The sequence below is a fragment of the Paraglaciecola sp. genome (genome assembly GCF_030730205.1).
GTDB lineage: Bacteria > Pseudomonadota > Gammaproteobacteria > Enterobacterales > Alteromonadaceae > Paraglaciecola.
This window is the reverse complement of sequence record NZ_JANQVQ010000019.1, coordinates 53,400-68,391: the sequence shown is the minus strand read 5'-3', so window position 1 is coordinate 68,391 and position 14,992 is coordinate 53,400. Positions and strand designations below refer to the sequence as shown.

17 protein-coding genes are annotated in these 14,992 nt (G+C 42.2%); 9 read left to right on the top strand and 8 right to left on the bottom strand.

The genetic code is table 11. From position 1 onward, the window contains the following. The first annotated feature begins 67 nt into the window (after positions 1-67). A complete protein-coding gene (locus NWQ57_RS01685; RefSeq protein WP_306020222.1) occupies positions 68-961 on the top strand; it encodes an alpha/beta hydrolase in 894 nt (297 codons plus the stop codon). Positions 962-978: 17 nt separating this feature from the next. On the opposite strand, the gene NWQ57_RS01680 is transcribed toward NWQ57_RS01685, so the two are convergent. The 3 genes from NWQ57_RS01680 to NWQ57_RS01670 form a co-directional block, all read right to left on the bottom strand. After that, complete coding sequence (locus tag NWQ57_RS01680; RefSeq protein WP_306020220.1) at positions 979-1,926, bottom strand: PA2778 family cysteine peptidase; 948 nt, start codon at positions 1,924-1,926, stop codon at positions 979-981. A gap of 39 nt (positions 1,927-1,965) precedes the next feature. Beyond that, a complete protein-coding gene (locus NWQ57_RS01675) occupies positions 1,966-2,337 on the bottom strand; it encodes a PA2779 family protein (protein WP_306020218.1) in 372 nt (123 codons plus the stop codon). A gap of 421 nt (positions 2,338-2,758) precedes the next feature. After that, positions 2,759-3,214: a Spy/CpxP family protein refolding chaperone gene (locus tag NWQ57_RS01670; protein WP_306020217.1), complete on the bottom strand. Its 456-nt coding sequence runs from the start codon at positions 3,212-3,214 to the stop codon at positions 2,759-2,761. 159 nt (positions 3,215-3,373) lie between these two features. On the opposite strand from NWQ57_RS01670, the gene NWQ57_RS01665 reads away from it, so the two are divergent. Then, positions 3,374-4,081, top strand: coding sequence for a response regulator transcription factor (locus NWQ57_RS01665; RefSeq protein WP_306020216.1), 708 nt, complete (start codon positions 3,374-3,376; stop codon positions 4,079-4,081). A gap of 1 nt (position 4,082) precedes the next feature. Then, the gene (locus NWQ57_RS01660) at positions 4,083-5,432 is read left to right on the top strand and encodes a HAMP domain-containing sensor histidine kinase (protein ID WP_306020215.1); all 1,350 of its coding nucleotides are present in this window, start codon (positions 4,083-4,085) and stop codon (positions 5,430-5,432) included. A gap of 144 nt (positions 5,433-5,576) precedes the next feature. Here NWQ57_RS01660 and NWQ57_RS01655 read toward each other — a convergent pair whose 3' ends face one another. From NWQ57_RS01655 to dapA, 3 genes are all read right to left on the bottom strand, one after another. After that, on the bottom strand, positions 5,577-6,680 hold the full coding sequence (locus tag NWQ57_RS01655; RefSeq protein WP_306020290.1) for a phosphoribosylaminoimidazolesuccinocarboxamide synthase: 1,104 nt from the start codon (positions 6,678-6,680) through the stop codon (positions 5,577-5,579). Between the two features lie 154 nt (positions 6,681-6,834). Continuing rightward, complete coding sequence (bamC, locus tag NWQ57_RS01650; RefSeq protein WP_306020213.1) at positions 6,835-7,944, bottom strand: outer membrane protein assembly factor BamC; 1,110 nt, start codon at positions 7,942-7,944, stop codon at positions 6,835-6,837. A gap of 9 nt (positions 7,945-7,953) precedes the next feature. After that, positions 7,954-8,835, bottom strand: coding sequence for a 4-hydroxy-tetrahydrodipicolinate synthase (dapA, locus tag NWQ57_RS01645; protein WP_306020211.1), 882 nt, complete (start codon positions 8,833-8,835; stop codon positions 7,954-7,956). A gap of 157 nt (positions 8,836-8,992) precedes the next feature. Between dapA and NWQ57_RS01640 the strand changes: the two genes are divergently transcribed. Together NWQ57_RS01640 and bcp are read left to right on the top strand one after the other, a co-directional pair. Further along, positions 8,993-9,529: a glycine cleavage system protein R gene (locus NWQ57_RS01640; protein WP_306020210.1), complete on the top strand. Its 537-nt coding sequence runs from the start codon at positions 8,993-8,995 to the stop codon at positions 9,527-9,529. Positions 9,530-9,584: 55 nt separating this feature from the next. Beyond that, on the top strand, positions 9,585-10,052 hold the full coding sequence (bcp, locus tag NWQ57_RS01635) for a thioredoxin-dependent thiol peroxidase (protein WP_306020209.1): 468 nt from the start codon (positions 9,585-9,587) through the stop codon (positions 10,050-10,052). Between the two features lie 52 nt (positions 10,053-10,104). Here bcp and NWQ57_RS01630 read toward each other — a convergent pair whose 3' ends face one another. Continuing rightward, entirely contained in the window at positions 10,105-11,190 is a 1,086-nt protein-coding gene (locus tag NWQ57_RS01630; RefSeq protein WP_306020208.1) for an AI-2E family transporter, read from the bottom strand. Positions 11,191-11,637: 447 nt separating this feature from the next. On the opposite strand from NWQ57_RS01630, the gene NWQ57_RS01625 reads away from it, so the two are divergent. Continuing rightward, entirely contained in the window at positions 11,638-13,092 is a 1,455-nt protein-coding gene (locus NWQ57_RS01625) for a M48 family metalloprotease (protein WP_372340873.1), read from the top strand. Here the strand turns inward: NWQ57_RS01625 and NWQ57_RS01620 are convergent. Continuing rightward, on the bottom strand, positions 13,078-13,542 hold the full coding sequence (locus tag NWQ57_RS01620; protein ID WP_306020207.1) for a TlpA disulfide reductase family protein: 465 nt from the start codon (positions 13,540-13,542) through the stop codon (positions 13,078-13,080). The genes NWQ57_RS01625 and NWQ57_RS01620 overlap by 15 nt on opposite strands. Before the next feature lie 79 nt (positions 13,543-13,621). On the opposite strand from NWQ57_RS01620, the gene arsC reads away from it, so the two are divergent. From arsC to NWQ57_RS01605, 3 genes are read left to right on the top strand one after another with little or no spacing between them, the layout of a single operon-like run. Then, complete coding sequence (gene arsC, locus NWQ57_RS01615) at positions 13,622-13,975, top strand: arsenate reductase (glutaredoxin) (protein WP_306020206.1); 354 nt, start codon at positions 13,622-13,624, stop codon at positions 13,973-13,975. Continuing rightward, on the top strand, positions 13,972-14,562 hold the full coding sequence (gene wrbA / locus NWQ57_RS01610) for an NAD(P)H:quinone oxidoreductase (protein ID WP_306020205.1): 591 nt from the start codon (positions 13,972-13,974) through the stop codon (positions 14,560-14,562). The genes arsC and wrbA overlap by 4 nt, the downstream gene beginning before the upstream one ends. Positions 14,563-14,565: 3 nt before the next feature. Next, the gene (locus NWQ57_RS01605) at positions 14,566-14,991 is read left to right on the top strand and encodes a DUF2069 domain-containing protein (protein WP_306020204.1); all 426 of its coding nucleotides are present in this window, start codon (positions 14,566-14,568) and stop codon (positions 14,989-14,991) included. Position 14,992: the final 1 nt, after the last annotated feature.

Below are 14,992 nucleotides of genomic sequence, written 5' to 3'. Positions count from 1 at the left end.
GCGAGCCGACAGCGCAATGCGAAGACGATATTATTTACTCCTACCCCTTTTTTTATTGAGTTGCACGATGCAGTCACAAAAAAACGTTGAAGCCTCCCCCAGTACCCTATCCTCTTTTGAGGAGTTTGCCCTTTATAACGGCACCATTCCCGGCTCCATTTCAACGGCTAATTTAGAATACGTGCGTGAAGCAGCCCATCCTGACGCATTTATAATGAATGTGACACATCCCAGCATACGAGCCTATATCCCTAATCCCCAAATAGCTAATGGAACCTCAGTGATCATTTTACCTGGAGGGGGTTATGCAGGTGTGTCGATTGTAAAAGAGGGGTATCAAGTCGCAGAACGCTTGCGCGAACTTGGCGTGACGGCCTTTGTCTTAAAGTATCGTATGCCCTTAGCACAGAGTATGCAGGATAAAACCACAGGTCCATTACAGGATGCTCAGCAAGCGATTCATTGGGTTAGGAGCCAAGCGCCAAAATGGCATTTAAATCCACATAAAGTAGGTATCATGGGCTTTTCTGCCGGCGGGCATTTGGCAGCATCTGCGGCAATATTATATAAGCAAGCAATCAATCCGGCTCTTGAGGGGGAAAACCTGCGACCAGATTTTCAAATATTAGTCTATCCAGTTATCAGCTTCGAGCAAGAAATCACACACCTAGGCTCAAGAGACAAACTCATTGGACCACAACCCAATCCTCAGCAAGTCCAACATTATTCAATAGAAAAACAAGTGAGTGATTCAGCTCCCCCAGCGTTTATTGTTCATGCCGGAGATGATGTTGCAGTGCCGGTAGAAAACTCACTTTCTTACTATAGGGCCTTACACAAGCGCAAAATCTCTACTCAAATGCTGATTGTCCCTAGCGGTGGTCATGGTTTTGGCTTGCGCAATGAATATGATTGGTTTGCTAATTTAGCAGAATGGTTAGGCAATATGGGGCTATTGTAAGCGCCCCTATCACTGCTTTATTGGTCAGCTTTATCTGTCTGACAAACTGGCTGGGCCACTTTTTTCCTATCAGTAAGCAGATGTTGCTGGGTGTCGAGGACATTTTCATCATGGGGCGCGAGAATTAGTGCTTGTTTGATGAGCGATTCGGCCTGTGCAAAACACTGCAATTTACCGAGTGCATAAGCATAATTATTTAAATATGACACTTCATGTTTGCCATAATTTTCACCCTGTGCAAACCACTTTACCGCTTCTTGAGGGTCGTGAGCTAGATAATGATTGGCCAATAAAAAATACGATAGCCAATAATCTGGCCATTGTTTAATTGCACTTTTTAGGGCCTCAATCCCTGCCTCACTTTGACCTGTATCGAGTAGATCCTGACAGGCTTTGGTATAGACAAAGGGGGCGAGTAATGGATCAGTCGATGTAGGAGGTAACATAGCCAACATCCAATACTGGCCACGTTGCCAAGTGCGCTCGAAGGTTGCCAGGTTGAGGGTATGAAAAGCGGTTACCCCACTGTGTAACGTCACTTGCTGCGTATCTAAATCATATCCAATCACAACCGCATAGTGCCACTGTGGAAACAAATTGATACTGTTGTTTTGTAGTACTATAACCGGCACGTTATTAGCCACTAAACTAAGGAGTAAAGCTAAGTTACCTTGTTGAGCATAGGCAACCATACCTAATTGACGAGTCGCTGCCACCATTTCAATTTGTAGACTTCCATCCAAACCAGGCACAAATGTCATAGGTGCGATTTGTTCTGGGCTTACCCCTCTCCCATAAAAATTAGCGACCTCCGACAAGGTTGTTGGTCCACAAAAATATTGTTGTTGAGGATAGAAAGGCATGGTTTCAATGAGATGTTGCTTGTTAATTGCAGGCGGACTTTGCAATAAAGACTGAGTTTGCGGCGGAGTTTGGCACCCTGCTAAAAAAATAAAGCTGACCATCAGGCCAGCTACTATTCTGAGTTGTTTAACCATCGGCAATTAAATAGGACGGATAAACGGATAGACGTCAGTGATCCCCATAAGGTCGAGTACCGCTACCACGACTAATACAGTCACAATAGTACCGATTATGCCACCAGCGGGCATGTCGTTCATTTGTTGATTGAATGTAATGAGCTCTTCGTTGGTCATATTTTCAACACGCATTTTTGCTTCTGCAGGACTAACACCCAAGGTGGTTAATTTTTGCTGTACTTCTGCACTGTCTACTAAATTTAATACTTGTTGTTTATTGTATTGGTACTGTTGGCTAGAAATCGCTTGGTCTGAGCTATACACACCAGCACTGGCATGTCCGGCACTGAACAATAAAAAAGAGGTGGCAATTGTGGTTTTTAAACGTGTTTTCATAATGAAGTTATCCTATTAATTGTTGTTTTAAGTCAAGTTGGTAAGGCCTGACACTGCTCAAAAAACGCGAATGCAGATACTTAGGAGTAAGCAAAAAGGTTTCCATGTTTGCAATAGTGGCTACAGCCCTTGCAATTATAGGTTTGGCTGACTTTTAATCATAAACAGCAAGATAAATCGACAGGACACATCTGCAAGATGTTCTATCGATCATGTAAAGATTACATAGTTAATCGCCTGGTAACGCAAGCTATTTACAAGAGTAGTGACACATCTCTGATGGGTGCTTCTTGAAATTGCTAGTCTAGCACACGAATATCAAGTGAGAGTTTGGTCACACCTACTCATGGGTAACATTGGCGCAACAATGATTAAAAAAGCCGCCTAAGAAGAGGCGGCTTGGTAAAGGTAGCAATTGGCTTTAGCTTTCAGATTGACGCTCTTTTTGCTTTTTACCGCGTTTTTCACGTTTCTCTTGCATCAACTTAAGTTTATCCAATTGTTCGGGTGTCAGGATCTCTTGCATTTTAGCTCGTCGTTCAGCCATGACTAAAAACCGAGCTCGTGCTTGCTCTGCCCTTGCATCAGCAAGCTGACTTAGGCTATCGGCGTAGTCATTGGCGTTTGGGTCAAGATCTGCCAATTTCATCATCACAGAATCGTCACGATTTTTTTGCGAACGTCCCTCTTTCGACTCCTGTTTAAGCAATTTAAATTGCTCAATTTGCGCTTCACTTAAATCAAGCACCTTAACTAATTTATGCAAAGGCATTGGGCCATCGCCTCTGTGGTCTCGATTTCTATCACCATGCTCTTTGGCAAATGCCGAGCTAGCCACACAAGCACTTAATAAAATAACTGATATAAATTTCTTCATTTTAAATTCCTCTATCTGGTTAAGGGATAACCAAGATTTTATGTAATTGGTCATCAGCGAGACAAAGTATGCATCGAACAATCGATAAGTAGGGTTAAGCTAGTGTAAAGTTAGGTAAAGTTCAGTTTTTGCACGCAAATTAGCGATTACACTGCCCACATGAAAAATGAAAAACCCCAAATACTATTAGTCGATGACGACAAAACCCTTTGTGCTTTATTGCAAGAATATCTGCAAGAAGATGGTTTTGATGTGACCAGCTTGCATTCTGGCGATGAGGCCATTGCGCGTTTAATCCAGCACACTGAATTTGATACGGTCGTGCTAGATATCATGATGCCCAAGGTTTCTGGGCTTGATGTACTTAGAACTGTGCGCGCCAAAAGTAAAGTTCCCATTTTGATGTTAACCGGCCGAGGGGATGATATCGATCGAATCGTTGGTTTGGAAATGGGCGCTGATGACTATTTAGCGAAACCCTGCAATCCGAGAGAGTTGGCAGCACGCATACGGGCCATTTTACGTCGCACCCACCAAGAGCCACTAAGCAACAATCAACACTATCAGTTACATGGTATTGTGCTTGATAGTGGTTCTCGCTCGGTGTCGGTTAATGGCCAAGTCGCTGTCTTTACCAGTGCAGAATTTAATGCTCTGCGCTTTTTAATGGAGCATGCCGGCCATGCCATCAGTAAACAAGATATGACCTTAGAAGTGCTCAATCGCCAATTAGACGCATATGACAGAAGCATGGACGTCCATATCAGCCGCATACGGCAAAAACTAGCTGCAATGGGTGTGGTTGATGTGATTAAGTCGGTTCGTGGTATGGGATACCAAATGCTTACCGAACGTGTAGAAGATTAACATGCTGCAAGCGCTTCATCATTGGACTAACGATCTAGTCAATACTTTGGGTTTTAAACGACTATTCTGGCGTATTTTCATTGCGTTTTGGTTAACGAGCATGTTGGTTATGTTTGCAACAGGTTTTGTTATGGTGAATAGCTTTTCATCAGCAGAGGCTCATCAACGGTATATTGCTGAGGTCACGACCCAAGCCGAAAGAATGGTGTGGCGCTACGAAAACGATGGTTTTAGTTCGGACAAGCTGGCAAGTAAAATCAAACAGTGGGAGCAAAAACAATCAGGCCGCAGCGAACGCCTTATCCCCATGCGAATTGTCGATAAAAACCAGCATACTATTTACCGATATCGATTAAAAAAGGAGAATATCGACGAACTAGAACACGTGAGCATTTTAGGCCCCTCTAATATTGAATATCAGGTTTATGTAGCCGAGCCAGAGCCGCCAAGGATTTTTAAACAAGTCCTGTTCAGATTTCAATCGCTTCAGTTTGTTTTTATTTTGTTTGCTTCAGCCCTTGTTAGTGCCTTATTAAGTTGGAGTATTGTGGCCCCGCTGAAAAGCTTGGGTATTTTTAGCCGTCGTTTTGCCAATCAGCAACAAGTAACTGAACTGCCGAGTAAGTTATTACAACGAGGCGATGAATTGGGCGCTCTCGCCCATGATATTGACTACATGGTAAAACAGACGCAGAAAACCGTATTAGCTCAACAACAACTGCTGCATGATGTATCTCACGAGTTACGCGCCCCGCTGGCCCGCTTACAAGTTTCAGCTGCATTAATTGAACAAAAAATGCCTGAAAATAGGCATGCATTACAAATAAATAGTGACTGTGTTCGCATTGATCAATTGATCCAGCAAATCCTTAATTATTCTAAGCTTGAGCAAGATCAACAAAGCGCCCAGCGTTTCGATATACAACAACTTTGTCTACACGTTATTGAAAATATGGCTGTGCAATACCCAGACGTGCCCATTAAATTTGATTCAGCCCTAAGTGAATGTGAGATTAAAGGATTTCCAGAAGCCTTTCATCAAGCCTTAGGCAATATTATCGGCAATGCGTGCAAATATTCTCCTACCGCCAAACCGGTAGAAGTCAGCCTTGCTAGAGAAAATAATGAAGTGACTCTGTCGATTCGCGACCACGGTGAAGGAGTGGATGAAGCGGAACTAAGCCAGCTGCTACGCCCTTTTTACCGCGCAGGTAATCACATGCATACGCCTGGGTTTGGTTTAGGCTTAAGTATTGCTGCAAGAGCTATTAACAAACATCAGGGTCAATTACAGATGGAAAATCAACGAGAAGGCGGACTACTCGTGACTATCACTGTCCCAGTACTGTAAGCCTGCGACAATGAGCCTTTATGTATCGAAAAAGACAAACATGCCCAACGACAGATCATATCGACCAAGCGATGTGATCTGTCGATGTGGTCTGTCGATATGAACTAGCGATAAGATCTGCCATTGAGTTTTGTGGAATATCAATTAATCAACTAACTGATAGTCGTCGCGTAAAATCTGAATAATTTCGACTTTTGGATTAGTGCTCAACTCAATTTTTTTGCCGGTGATTTTTTCAGCTATGTCAATATAAGTGCGAGACACATCCATTAACACTTCTAGAGGTAAGGCGTTATTACAGGCCAAAGCTTCACGTTCAGCCATGCGCTCTTTATTCAGTAGAATGTCTGGATCAGGAAAATGCTTTAACAGTAACTGTCTAAACCCTTCTTTTGAGTTTTCAACGATCTTACCTTGTTGGTATTGCTCAGCATCCCAAATTCGCGATGAATCCGGTGTACCGACCTCATCCATATAAATAAGTTTATCGTTGCCTTGCAGATCTTTGACATAACCAAATTCGAATTTGGTATCAACAAAGATTTGTCCAATGTCTGACAGAGCACTGGAGATAAGGTTAAATCCCTCACGCAGCAGTTTTTCATACAAGCTGATATCGGCAATATTAGCGAAATTAAATGCGCCATAATGCTTAACGATATCGTCGCGGGTAATATTAACATCATCAGCTTCAGGCACACCGGGTATGCCTGTTAGTATGCCTTTCGTTGAAGGCGTAAATAATAGCTCATTTAACTTTCCGTCTTTCACTAGGCCTTCAGGTAAGGTAATACCGCAAAAATCACGTTCGCCTTTTTCATAAGCGCGCCACATTGAGCCGGTAATATACTGGCGACAAATCGCTTCTATACGCACAGGTTGCGCTTTTTGTACGATCCAAACAAAAGGGTGAGGAATATCAAGGATATGGCTTTCAGCCAAACCCTGTTGTTTAAATTGGCTGAACCAATGGTTTGAAATTGCGTTTAACGCAGCTCCTTTACCTGGTACCCCCGCCAAACCATCTTCACCGTGCCAAATGCAATCAAAAGCAGATATCCGGTCACTAATAACCATGATTGCTAAGGGTGTATCGAGGGGCACATTATATGATTTTTGTTGAATTAAACGCCGGCTATCAGCCTCAGTTAACCAATATACCGACCTGACTTTACCGCTATGCACAGGTAGCGCTGTTCGGATCGGTAAATCGTTGTTAACCGCTAAAATTCTATCACTGTATGGCATGGCCGAAATCACTCTTATTGAAGGCATAGTGTCTTTCTATGCAAGTTAAAACTGAATCAATCAAAAACAAAAAGCACCTAGCATGATGCTGGGTGCTTTATTGCAAAACATTAAAAGCTAAATGAATCTACCTGCTCGTTAGGCGTGACCGGTTTTAAATGTCTAGGTCGTCTGCCGCCATGGTACGTGAAATTGTCGGAAACAGGTCGGTCATTTTATTAGCAGGAAAAGCTTTGCTTTCATCATCGAGTAAAGTGATCGATGTTTTCTCACCCAAATCTTCTACTTTAATTCGATAATCTTCGGTTTTTAAATCAAGTGCGTATTCGTCTTTAGACCACAGATTACTCCACCACCCGCCTTCAGAGCCATTATATTTTACAAATAATAGGCCATTTGACTTGTCGTAATCTTTCACGTCAAAACCAAGTTTTCTAAGCACAAGTAACAAACGCGGCCAAGCAATATCATACTCAGCATCAACCACATAAGCCGATTCACCATCGCTATCGAAACCTAGCTCCATCACTAAACCTTGACGTATTTTTTGAATACGCTGTGCCGTTGCTAAACGAATTTCACGTTCATAATGGTCGATAACTTGATTAAGAATTTCAACTTCTTGGCGACGTTCATCAGCCGAGGTGAGAAGCTCTGGACCCTCTGTTGTTTTTCTTTCTTTGTAATCAACTAGATCCACACTCAAAGAGGCAATACGCCCATGAGGCTTTAAATCTAAATTAAACTCAAAACGCTGCCCGATACTGCGCTCTGATTTAGACCAGCTGTACCAGCTATCGTCTTCTTCACCTTCGTTAATGATCATCCAGTCAGAAATAAGCTGTTGTTTTTCTTTGTCGAATGACTGAACGCCAATGCCTTGGCTTTCTAAGAAGGCTAATAAAGAATTCCAAATAGTCGTATCAAGTGCTTGGCTATCGTCAATTTTGTCGAACCATACCGTGGCGGCTTTGGAGCCCTCTTCTACATGTGAACCGGTCACTAAGGGCAGTACTAAGGCTGGTGATAAAATACTGAGTTTTTCACCAACGATGTTGCGTGGTGCCTCTTTGCCTAAAGCTGGTAGCTTATAGGTATCATTAAAATTTGGTGTATCGATATCAGCAGGTATCTTAATTTGTTGGCCGGGTTCATTTTTTAAATACGCAAAGCCACCGCTCGCCACTTCTCTATCTTCTACTGAGCTGCAAGCAGTTAAAATGGCTAACGAAACCACACTGCCAGCAAAAAACTTAAGTGTCATGCTATCTCCTTAAAATAATACGCCAGAACTGCGCATGACTTGTTCAATATGTTGTTGACTCTCTGGTTCTGACTCAACCAAAGGTAGTCGTAAAAAAGCAGATTTCATCAGTCCCATTTTATACAGGGCCCATTTGGGCATCACTGGATTTGGCTCAATAAATAATGCTGTGTGAAGTGAGGCTATCTTGTTGTCTATTTGTTGCGCTAATGAGTAATCACCGGCGAATGCAGCCTCACACATCTGTGACATTTGTTTTGGCACTAGGTTCGCTGTTACTGAAATTACTCCGTGACCACCGGCCGCTAAAAAAGCACAACCCGTTTGATCATCGCCACTGAGCAATAAAAAATCTTCAGGTACAAGCTTTTGGGTTTCTTTTAAACGAACTAGGTCGCCAGTGGCATCTTTTAAGCCAACAATTTTAGGATGTTTAGCCAGCTCAGCCACAGTTTCAGGCAACATATCGGTGACGGTACGTCCTGGTACGTTGTACAAAATAACGGGTAGGTCGGTGGCATCTGCAATGGCGTTAAAGTGTGCAACTAAACCACGCTGCTGGGGTTTGTTGTAATAAGGAACCACACTCAAAAAACCGCTTATTCCACTGTCAGCCAGCTGTTTGCTTAAAAAGATAGCTTCGTCAGTGGAGTTGGCGCCACTGCCTGCGATCACTGGAATTTTGCCTTGGGCAAATTCAACGACTCGTTTAACTACTTCAATATGCTCATCAAAAGGTAAGGTGGCCGACTCGCCTGTCGTACCAACAGCTACAATGCCGTGCGTACCGTTTTCAATATGAAAATTAACCAATTTTTGTAGAGATGAATAATCGATTTGTCCATGATCATCCATTGGGGTAACGAGTGCTACATAACTACCAGTAAACATGCCTTCTCCTAAATTTTTCGCGCCTAATGGTAAAGACCTAACCCGTTAAAAACAAGCAATGAATTAGGCTTTCGCTGCTTAATAATTGAAACTGGATCAATCAAGGTATTTTCAGGTATGTTATAGGCATAAATAGCTTGTTCAAAAAGAATAAATAATGAGTCAACAGCTTGTAGTGACTATCTTGGGAACCGACAAATTCGGTATGTTAAGTGCCATCGCTGATACCGTCTGCGATGTGGGATGTAATATTCTTGACAGCCGTCAGGCCGTTTTTGGTCAAGACTTTTCGCTCACCATGATAATTGAAGGCAGCCAGGCCGCTATTGCTAATGCCGAGTTTTCCATTGCACAAACGTGTCAAAAACTGGAGTTATTGTGTTTATTGAAACGCACTAAACGCCATTGCAAACAAAATTTAGAGCATATTGCTGACGTAGTCATCATGGGTGAGAACGCCACTGGTGTTATTAAAAAAATAACCGGATTTTTCGCGCAATTTACCATCTCGGTTAGTGCATTTCGTTTAAAAACGGCCAAAAACCCACATGACTTAAATGTAGGTCCGGATCAAATGACCTGTAAAATGGTGGTATCAATCCCCCATCATATCTCGGTAGAAGAAGTTGAATTGGCCTTTCAGGGTTTATTGACAGAGTTAAATTTACAGGGTTCGATTAAACAAAATCACTAAGGGCTGCGTAAGTAAGCGACTAAGTGATTCACCATTCGATAAAATAGGAAATATCATGCAAATGTTACAAGCTGGCGATAACGCCCCCGCTTTTTCACTTCTAAATGAAAACAATCAGACCGTATCGCTTCGCGAATTGGCCGGCAAAAAGGTATTAATGTATTTTTATCCAAAGGCCATGACGCCGGGTTGCACGATTCAAGCACAGTGTTTGCGCGACAACATTGGTGAACTTGAACAACACAATGTCGTGGTGTTTGGAGTAAGCCCTGACGCCGTTAAACGATTACCAAAATTTATTGAAAAAGAGCAGCTTAATTTTTCACTGCTATCAGATGAAGATCACAGTGTAGCTGACGCCTTTGGTGTATGGGGGCCGAAAAAATTCATGGGCAAAGAGTTCGACGGTATACACCGCATTAGCTTTTTAATTGATGAGCAAGGCACTATCGAAAAAGTGTTCGATAAATTTACCACCAAGAATCATCACGAAGTAGTATTGACTTATTTAAGCAATAAGTAATTGCAAAAAAGGACAGCCATGGCTGTCCTTTCACTGTTAACCTACTGTGTTTTTATTGCTCGAGCAAAGGTGTATCTTGCTCAGGTAAGGGTTTAGGGCCTGACCACGCATTAATTACCGCCTTCACAAGGGTCGCTAACGGAATAGCAAAAAACACGCCCCAGAATCCCCATAACCCGCCAAAAAATAGCACAGCAATGATGATATAAATGGGATGCAAACTGACCGCTTCAGAAAACAAAATAGGCACCAAGGCGTTGCCATCTAGGGCTTGAATAATGCCGTAGGCAATCATTAGATACCAAAAGTCAGGTGTTAAGCCCCATTGAAATAGGGCCACAATAGCGACCGGGATGGTAACAACAGCCGCTCCGATATAAGGTATCAAAACCGAGAAGCCTACCAAAACGCCAAGGAGTAAGGCGTATCGCAAATCCATAAACGCAAAGGTAATGGCTGAAACTACGCCAACAATCAAGATCTCGATGACTTTGCCACGAATGTAATTGGCAATTTGTGCATTCATTTCAGAGCCAACTTGCTTAATTAATCGACGCTCTGAAGGTAACAAACTAGAAACGTTTCTCACCAGTTCATCTTTGTCTTTCAACATGAAAAACACCATGAGCGGCACAAGAACAAGGTATATTAAGAGCATACCCAAATCGCCCAAAGAACTAAAAGAGGCAGAAACCAATTTCTCTCCAAAAACGACTACCTTCTCGTTTACGCCATCTAGCATATGCTGAATATGGGTAACCTGAATAAAATCAGGATAGGTATCAGGCAGGTGAATCAACCAATCTTGGCCTCCAGCCCAAATTTGGGGCGTCTCTTTGATAAGGTTAATACTCTGCTGAGTGACCACTGGCACGACACCAATAAAAGTTAAGATTGAGATACTGATAAAAGCGAGCATGACTACACCAGTAGAAATACTGCGTGACAAGCCTAATTGGTTTAATTTGGTTACTGGCCAATCAAGCAGATAAGCAATGACAGCAGCAACAATGGCAGGCATTAAAATTCCGCCCCACACTAATAGCAATAAAGACGAAACCAATAACATGATGAGCAACATGGCAGAATCAGGATCAGAAAACTTTCGTTTATACCAACGCTCGAAAACGTGAAACATTTATATTCCTTGTTGTTCGCAGATTAAATTGAATTAAAAACACTTGTTAAAATATAAACAAACACCACTATCTTAACGTGCTACTGAATAAAATCATAAGCATTAACATTGCTAAAAAATGGATTCACTATTTAGCCAAAGTTCAATACATGATTTTGATCCAGTCCCCTTAACAGCCCTGTCTGAAATCAGCTAATCGTCAAAAATATGGCTAAATTATTAATACCAGCTTGGTTTGGCCTTGTGCTAGCTACTTCCTTTGTATAAGGTCGTGATGCAATAGATTAACATCATATTCAAGCTTAAATAAGGCGGGCAAATCACTATTTTAGTTACGCTTGGTAACAGTTTGAAATGAACTAATACAGGACTACAGCGTTCAAAAGTAGCAAAACAAGATGTGTTAACCAATTCGCATCCTTTGGATAAAATAACTAGACCAATTAAATGATAAAAAGAAGACATAAGTTAAACCTCATCTCACTCAGTTTTTTGCTCGGTATTGGCTTTAGTAGCCATGCAGATAACAAAAAAAATCAGTTACCTGAAATTGGCGTAGTTGCCTCTAGTGCAATCAGTTTAGATAAAGAGTTGCTTATTGGTGATGCTTTGATGCGTCAACTCAGAGGACAAGGACCGGTAATTAGTGACCCCTTGTTGGATGAATATATTCAGGATTTAGGCAATCGCTTAGTTGCGCAGGCAGATGACGTTAAATTTAGTTTTAAATTTTTTATTTTAAATAGCCCAGAGATAAATGCATTTGCCTTTTTTGGTGGTCATGTAGGTATTCACACCGGATTAATATTTAATGCCAAAAATGAATCTGAGCTAGCCTCAGTTTTGGCTCACGAAGTCACGCACGTTACACAACGGCACATTGCAAGAAGTATTGAAGAAAGACAGAAGTCATCCCCCTTACAAATCGCCTCTTTGCTCGGCAGTATTTTATTGGCCGTCGCCAACCCAGAAGCAGGTATGGCGGCTATTTCCGCCAGTAGTGCAGCATCGCAGCAAGCATCGATAAATTATACTCGGCAAAATGAGAAAGAAGCTGATCGAATCGGCATTCGCATTTTGGCGCAAGCCGGATTTGATCCTAATGGCGCGAGTGATTTCTTTTCAACCTTAACTGAAAAAAACCGTTTAAAATCGAGTAGTTTAGCCTTTTTACAAACTCACCCCTTACCTGAGTCTCGCGTTGCCGATGCGCGCAGCAGAGCGCTAAGTTACAACACTGGACCGGTGCCTGAAAGTTTGCGCTTTCATTTGGCCAAGTCGAGAATCATTGCGCGCTATTATGCTAAACCCCAATACAATATCGAATATTTCACCGCGAGTTTAGACAAGCAAGCTTATGTGTTTAAAGAAGCGGCTGAGTACGGCTTGGCTTTATCTTATTTAGCCAATGAACAATATAGTCAGGCACAAGACATTATCTTACGGTTGCTAGAAAAAGACCCCAGCAATCTATTTTACTTAGATGTGTATACCGACATTGCCATTGAAACTAAGCAATTTTCAGCGGCCATTTCGCGACTAACCAATGAGCTAGCCCATGCCCCTAGAAACCAAGTATTGGTGCTCAATTTAGCTAACGCGCTGATTAAAGATAAACAATATGCCAAAGGCATCAGCCTGTTGAAGGACTTTTTATTAATCAACCCCAATTACTTGTTGGCTTACGAACTGCTCGGTGATGCATATCGCGGCAACCAACAACCACTGGAAATGCATCAAGTCAAAGCGGAAATTTTTGCCCAATTAGCGGCTTACCCTAGAGCCATAGATGAGCTGCAAAGTGCCTATAATTTTGCAGATACTAAACAACTCGAAAAACAAAGAATTCGTGCCAGAATCGAACAATTTAGAGACGCCCAAGAGAAATTAAGAGCCTTGTAGTTGGTCAATAAGCTGTTTTAAGCTAGCGGCGCTTTGCTCCCCTTTAAGTTCTATGGCTACTTGCCCCTGCGGATTAATAATGATGGTATGGGGTAATACTTTAGGCGCTTGTGGCCAAAGCACAGCTTCAATGTTGATTAGAATGGGAAAAGCGATTTGGTAAGTATCTCGAAGCTCAGAGAGCTCTTCTTTGCTCAGTGGGTCAAAACTGATAGCAAAGATGGGTATATCTTGGTTCTCTCGATGAAAGCGGTTTAATTCTGGAATTTCTCTGAGGCAAGGGGCACACCAGCGCGCAAAATAGTTGACCACTACCCACTGCCCGTTGAAGTCCTGCCATTGATAGGCCTCACCATCTAAGGTAACAAAGTCTTTTTTCATGGTCCAATTAGCCAATATGCCCGTACCTAGAGCTAAAATAGCTAAAGCTGCCCACTGCCATTTTTTCATTGTTTATTGTGTCTCCGTTTTGTTGTATTGAGAAAATACAGGTTACAATGGCGTTTTTATACTAATAATCGTAATGCTTATGTCTGAACTTATTATTTACCACAACAATCGTTGCTCAAAAAGCCGTCAAACCCTTCAGCTGTTAGAACAACAAGGGCTGAGCCCTAGTGTCATTGACTATCAAATTACGCCACCAAACCATAGTGAGTTGCAAACCATTATTCAACAGCTTGGTTTTAGTAGTGCGAGACAACTGATGCGTAAAGGGGAAGCAGTATACAAAGAATTGGGCTTAGATGAGGAGAGTGTAAGCGAAGCACAATTAATAGACGCAATGGTCGCCAATCCAAAACTGATTGAACGGCCAATCGTATGCTATCAAGGTAAGTCAATACTGGGTCGTCCACCCGAAAACGTGCTTAGCCTATTATGAAAAAAGATATATTAGTACTTTATTACAGTCGACATGGTGCGACTCAGGCCATGGCAAATAAAATTGCTTTAGGGGTGGAACAAGCCGGTTTACAAGCAAGGTTACGCACGGTACCCGAAGTTTCTAATAATCTTGGCGCCTTACATTCAAGTGTGCCTGAAACAGGTGACCCTTATGTTAGCTTAGAGGACTTAGCCGAATGCGGCGGTCTTGCGCTGGGCAGTCCTACACGTTTTGGCAATATGGCCGCTCCGCTTAAGTATTTTTTAGATGAAACCAGCAAAGAGTGGTTAGCTGGTGTATTGCAAGGTAAGCCTGCCTGCGTATTTACCTCAACTGCCAGCATGCATGGCGGTCAAGAAACAACCTTGTTAAGCATGATGTTGCCACTCCTGCATCACGGTATGCTAATTTGTGGATTACCCTACTCGCTGCCAGAATTGCACACCACAAAAACTGGCGGCAGCCCCTACGGTGTAAGCCATTTAGCCGAAAAGCACGCGCCAAACAAATTAAGTAGTGAAGAAATTACCTTGTGTATCGCTCAAGGTAAACGTTTAGCCTCTATTGCCAGTCAACTAGGATAATTAATGAAATTTGATACGCTGTTCTATCGCCGATTAACCCTGAGTAGTTATTTTTTACTGCTTGTTTGGTTAGTCATTTGGCATTTCTTCTTAACACCTGATAAAGCCACGTCGACTCTGTTTACTGTCATATTATGGATAGTGCCTATCTTGTTACCCATCAAAGGCTTAGTGCAGGGCAAACCCTATACGCATGCGTGGACCAATTTTATCGTGATGTATTACTTACTGCATGGTTTGACGGCCGTTTATGCCGTTGAAGGAGAAAGACTTTATGCCCTGGTTGAAATTGTATTGTGTAGCGCACTTTTTACTGGGTGTAGCTTTTATGCTCGGCTACGAGGCCGTGAACTAGGTTTAGGTATTCGTAAACTCAAAGAAGAATTGGCTGAAGAAAAACAAGCATTTGAGCAAAACAGACGAGGTTAAA

Coding starts and splice junctions, on each gene's coding strand:
- NWQ57_RS01630 (WP_306020208.1), bottom strand. CDS start 11,190: ATGTTTCACGTTTTCGAGCGTTGGTATAAACGAAAGTTTTCTGATCCT.
- NWQ57_RS01680 (WP_306020220.1), bottom strand. CDS start 1,926: ATGGTCAGCTTTATTTTTTTAGCAGGGTGCCAAACTCCGCCGCAAACT.
- arsC (WP_306020206.1), top strand. CDS start 13,622: ATGTCTGAACTTATTATTTACCACAACAATCGTTGCTCAAAAAGCCGT.
- NWQ57_RS01685 (WP_306020222.1), top strand. CDS start 68: ATGCAGTCACAAAAAAACGTTGAAGCCTCCCCCAGTACCCTATCCTCT.
- wrbA (WP_306020205.1), top strand. CDS start 13,972: ATGAAAAAAGATATATTAGTACTTTATTACAGTCGACATGGTGCGACT.
- NWQ57_RS01640 (WP_306020210.1), top strand. CDS start 8,993: ATGAGTCAACAGCTTGTAGTGACTATCTTGGGAACCGACAAATTCGGT.
- bcp (WP_306020209.1), top strand. CDS start 9,585: ATGCAAATGTTACAAGCTGGCGATAACGCCCCCGCTTTTTCACTTCTA.
- NWQ57_RS01665 (WP_306020216.1), top strand. CDS start 3,374: ATGAAAAATGAAAAACCCCAAATACTATTAGTCGATGACGACAAAACC.
- NWQ57_RS01670 (WP_306020217.1), bottom strand. CDS start 3,214: ATGAAGAAATTTATATCAGTTATTTTATTAAGTGCTTGTGTGGCTAGC.
- NWQ57_RS01605 (WP_306020204.1), top strand. CDS start 14,566: ATGAAATTTGATACGCTGTTCTATCGCCGATTAACCCTGAGTAGTTAT.
- NWQ57_RS01655 (WP_306020290.1), bottom strand. CDS start 6,680: ATGCCATACAGTGATAGAATTTTAGCGGTTAACAACGATTTACCGATC.
- NWQ57_RS01675 (WP_306020218.1), bottom strand. CDS start 2,337: ATGAAAACACGTTTAAAAACCACAATTGCCACCTCTTTTTTATTGTTC.
- NWQ57_RS01620 (WP_306020207.1), bottom strand. CDS start 13,542: ATGAAAAAATGGCAGTGGGCAGCTTTAGCTATTTTAGCTCTAGGTACG.
- NWQ57_RS01625 (WP_372340873.1), top strand. CDS start 11,638: ATGATAAAAAGAAGACATAAGTTAAACCTCATCTCACTCAGTTTTTTG.
- dapA (WP_306020211.1), bottom strand. CDS start 8,835: ATGTTTACTGGTAGTTATGTAGCACTCGTTACCCCAATGGATGATCAT.
- bamC (WP_306020213.1), bottom strand. CDS start 7,944: ATGACACTTAAGTTTTTTGCTGGCAGTGTGGTTTCGTTAGCCATTTTA.
- NWQ57_RS01660 (WP_306020215.1), top strand. CDS start 4,083: ATGCTGCAAGCGCTTCATCATTGGACTAACGATCTAGTCAATACTTTG.